Origin of the sequence: Pseudomonas sp., from assembly GCF_026224925.1 — a bacterium.
Classification (GTDB): domain Bacteria; phylum Pseudomonadota; class Gammaproteobacteria; order Pseudomonadales; family Pseudomonadaceae; genus Aquipseudomonas.
In genome coordinates, this window is the sequence record NZ_JAMFRV010000108.1 from 1 (window position 1) to 2,660 (window position 2,660).

Below are 2,660 nucleotides of genomic sequence, written 5' to 3' on the forward strand. Positions count from 1 at the left end.
CCGCTGGTGCTGTGGGGAGACGCACGCTTCGCATTGCCGGACTGGTTCACTGCGCGCTTTCCGGCGCGCTATGTGTCCGCCGGGTTGTTCGATTGGCCGGATGATTCGCTGGCCGCCAAGAGCCTGACCACTCCGCCCGGCGTGACCGAGGGATTGTGGGTATCGGTACCGGAACGCGCCACGCTCGAATTGCTGTCCGAAGTCGGTACGCATCAGGGCTTGGAAGAGGCTCGCAATCTGTTCGACGGCCTACGCAATCTGCGCAAGGACACGCTTGGCGCCTTACTGGCCTGCTGTACCAGCGTCAAGACCGTCCGCCTGTTTCTGACCTGGGCGCGCGAAACCAAGGTGATAGACGTCGACGCGCTACGGCAGCAATACACGCTGCCGGTCGGCAGCGACAAGCGCTGGATGAGCCGCCTCAAGGACGGAACCCTCCTGAGCTTGAGCCCTCATGGATAAAGCTTATGCCGACACCGTCCGTCTGCTGCTGACCGTGGCGCCCGACGTATTTGCAAACGACATTTTCGCCATGAAGGGTGGCACCGCGATCAACCTGTTTGTACGCGATATGCCGCGGCTGTCCGTGGACATTGACGTGGTCTACACGCCTTGGCGAACGCCACGCGAGCAGGCCCTCCCAGCCATCGCCGGCGAGCTGGATGCCATTGCCAGCCGACTATCCAAGCTCGGTCTCAGCACCCGCACGGTCGCCAGCAAGGATCTCGGCGACACCAAGCTGCTGATCAATAGCGACGACAGCCAGGTGCTGGTCGAGGTCAACGTCGTGTTCCGCGGCACGGTGTTGCCGGTCGAGCGGCGACAACTGAGTCCCAAGACCAGGCAAATGTTTAGCGCGGAATTGGAATTACCAATCCTTGCCGCGGACGAACTGTACGGCAGCAAGCTGGTGGCGGCGATGGATCGGCAACATCCGCGCGATCTGTTCGACGCGTGGCAGATGTTCGAGTTCGACGGACTATCGGACGCAGCGGTGGAATGCTTCGTGACCTACCTGGCTGGGCACAACCGCCCGACCCATGAGGTCCTGTTCGGCAACGACAAAGACATCAGCGCCGAGTACGTCAACCATTTCGTCGGCATGACCACGGAACCCGTGGCCCTCGACACCCTGCTGGAAACGCGCGCACACCTGCGAACTGAACTACCGCGGCGACTAACTGATCACCAGAAGCAGTTCCTGATCAGCCTCACGCGCGCGCAGCTCCGATTGGAGTTTTCTCCAGTGCTTGCACGCGGCAGAACTGCCGGCCCTACGCTGGAAGCTGGCCAATCTGCGCACGTTCAGCCAGCGCCGGCCTGCTGCGTTTGAGAATCAAGCGAAAATGCTGGAAAAGAATCTGGGCTTCTGAAAGCTGAACATACGCTGCCAGCGAAATTCGACGTCCGAAACCTGCCGTTCGCCATGAAGCGTTGAGCAATGAACGGCTTGCACTTAGAAATGTCCAATGACATCCACCGTCATCTACTAGTTCTCGGACATTTCCAATGAAGTTCACCGTTGGGTTTTACCGCAGAGGGGATCTCGCCAGATCATCCCTTATCGCAGAGTGCGTGGTTGAGGCAATCGATATCGCCGCAGCAAAGACCGCGGCGTTGACGCAACTGACCCCGCAACATCCCGAAGTTGTTGATTGTCGCTATTGGCACGCAGGCGGGTACCAGCCCAGGAAACTCCGCCCTCAACGGTGAGTCTGGTGAGCCTGAACTTGAAGCCACGTCAGCGGCTGCTTTCAAAAGCATGTCCAAGCCCCGCAGCCGGCCAAACTGCTGCCGTTTGTTCGCCAAAACGCTCTTCCGAAAAAGAGTTACTCATCTTCATGCGCATGACTGGACCTAGTAGGCCTGGATCGACGCGCTCGCAGATGTTTCTATCGAAGCAAGGCCGATATAGCGGAACCCGCCAGCGTTCCCACTACAAATGCCCAAGCCGCCCACGTGTAGCGCCGTTTGACTCTGACTCTGCCCAAGGCATGGTCGTAATATGTGAGGCTCATAACATTCACCTCGAAAAGCCTGCGCATTAACAGTAGCGCAAATTACGTGCCCGCATATCGAAACGGTCAATCAACAATGTATGCAGATAGCCATGCTCCATTAAGGGGCGGAAGCAAGAACTGCCTGTCGATGCCGAACATCGGACAACCTCCGCTCTCCCCTTCAATTGAGTTTGCGCGGCGGAAGGTAGGGCAGCAGCCGATCGGTTTCTTTCTTGACCACGGCGTAACACTCGCAAGTCAGCTTCTCAAGTTTGGGCCGATCCAATACGGTGATCCGGCCGCGGGAGTATTCGATCACGCCGAGCTTCTGCAATTTACCAGCGGCCTCGGTGACGCCTTCGCGGCGCACGCCAAGCATGTTGGAGATCAGCTCCTGGGTCATGGTCAATCGGTTGCTCGGTAGACGGTCCAGAGAAAGCAACAGCCAGCGGCACAGTTGCTGGTCCACTGAGTGATGCCGATTGCAGACTGCGGTCTGGGACATTTGCGTGATGAGCGATTGTGTGTAGCGCAGCAACAGATGCAACAGCTCGCCGTTGCGCTGGAACTCATCCTTGAGCCGCTGTGCCACCAGCCGGTAAGCGGAACCCGCGCTCTGCACAATCGCCCGGCTCGGCGTGCTTTCACCACCCATGAACA

2 protein-coding genes and 1 pseudogene are annotated in these 2,660 nt (G+C 58.7%); 2 read left to right on the top strand and 1 reads right to left on the bottom strand.

Annotated elements, in window-relative coordinates; all coding sequences use genetic code 11:
- A partial coding sequence (locus tag M0974_RS04935; protein WP_297833504.1) for a type IV toxin-antitoxin system AbiEi family antitoxin domain-containing protein occupies window positions 1-462 on the top strand: 462 nt, incomplete at its 5' end.
- Window positions 455-1,373 (top strand): annotated as a pseudogene (locus M0974_RS04940) (nucleotidyl transferase AbiEii/AbiGii toxin family protein). The gene M0974_RS04935 and the pseudogene M0974_RS04940, both read left to right, overlap by 8 nt.
- An 808-nt stretch (window positions 1,374-2,181) precedes the next feature.
- Here M0974_RS04940 and M0974_RS04945 read toward each other — a convergent pair.
- On the bottom strand, window positions 2,182-2,660 hold a 479-nt coding region (locus tag M0974_RS04945), incomplete at its 5' end, for a Crp/Fnr family transcriptional regulator (RefSeq protein ID WP_297833506.1).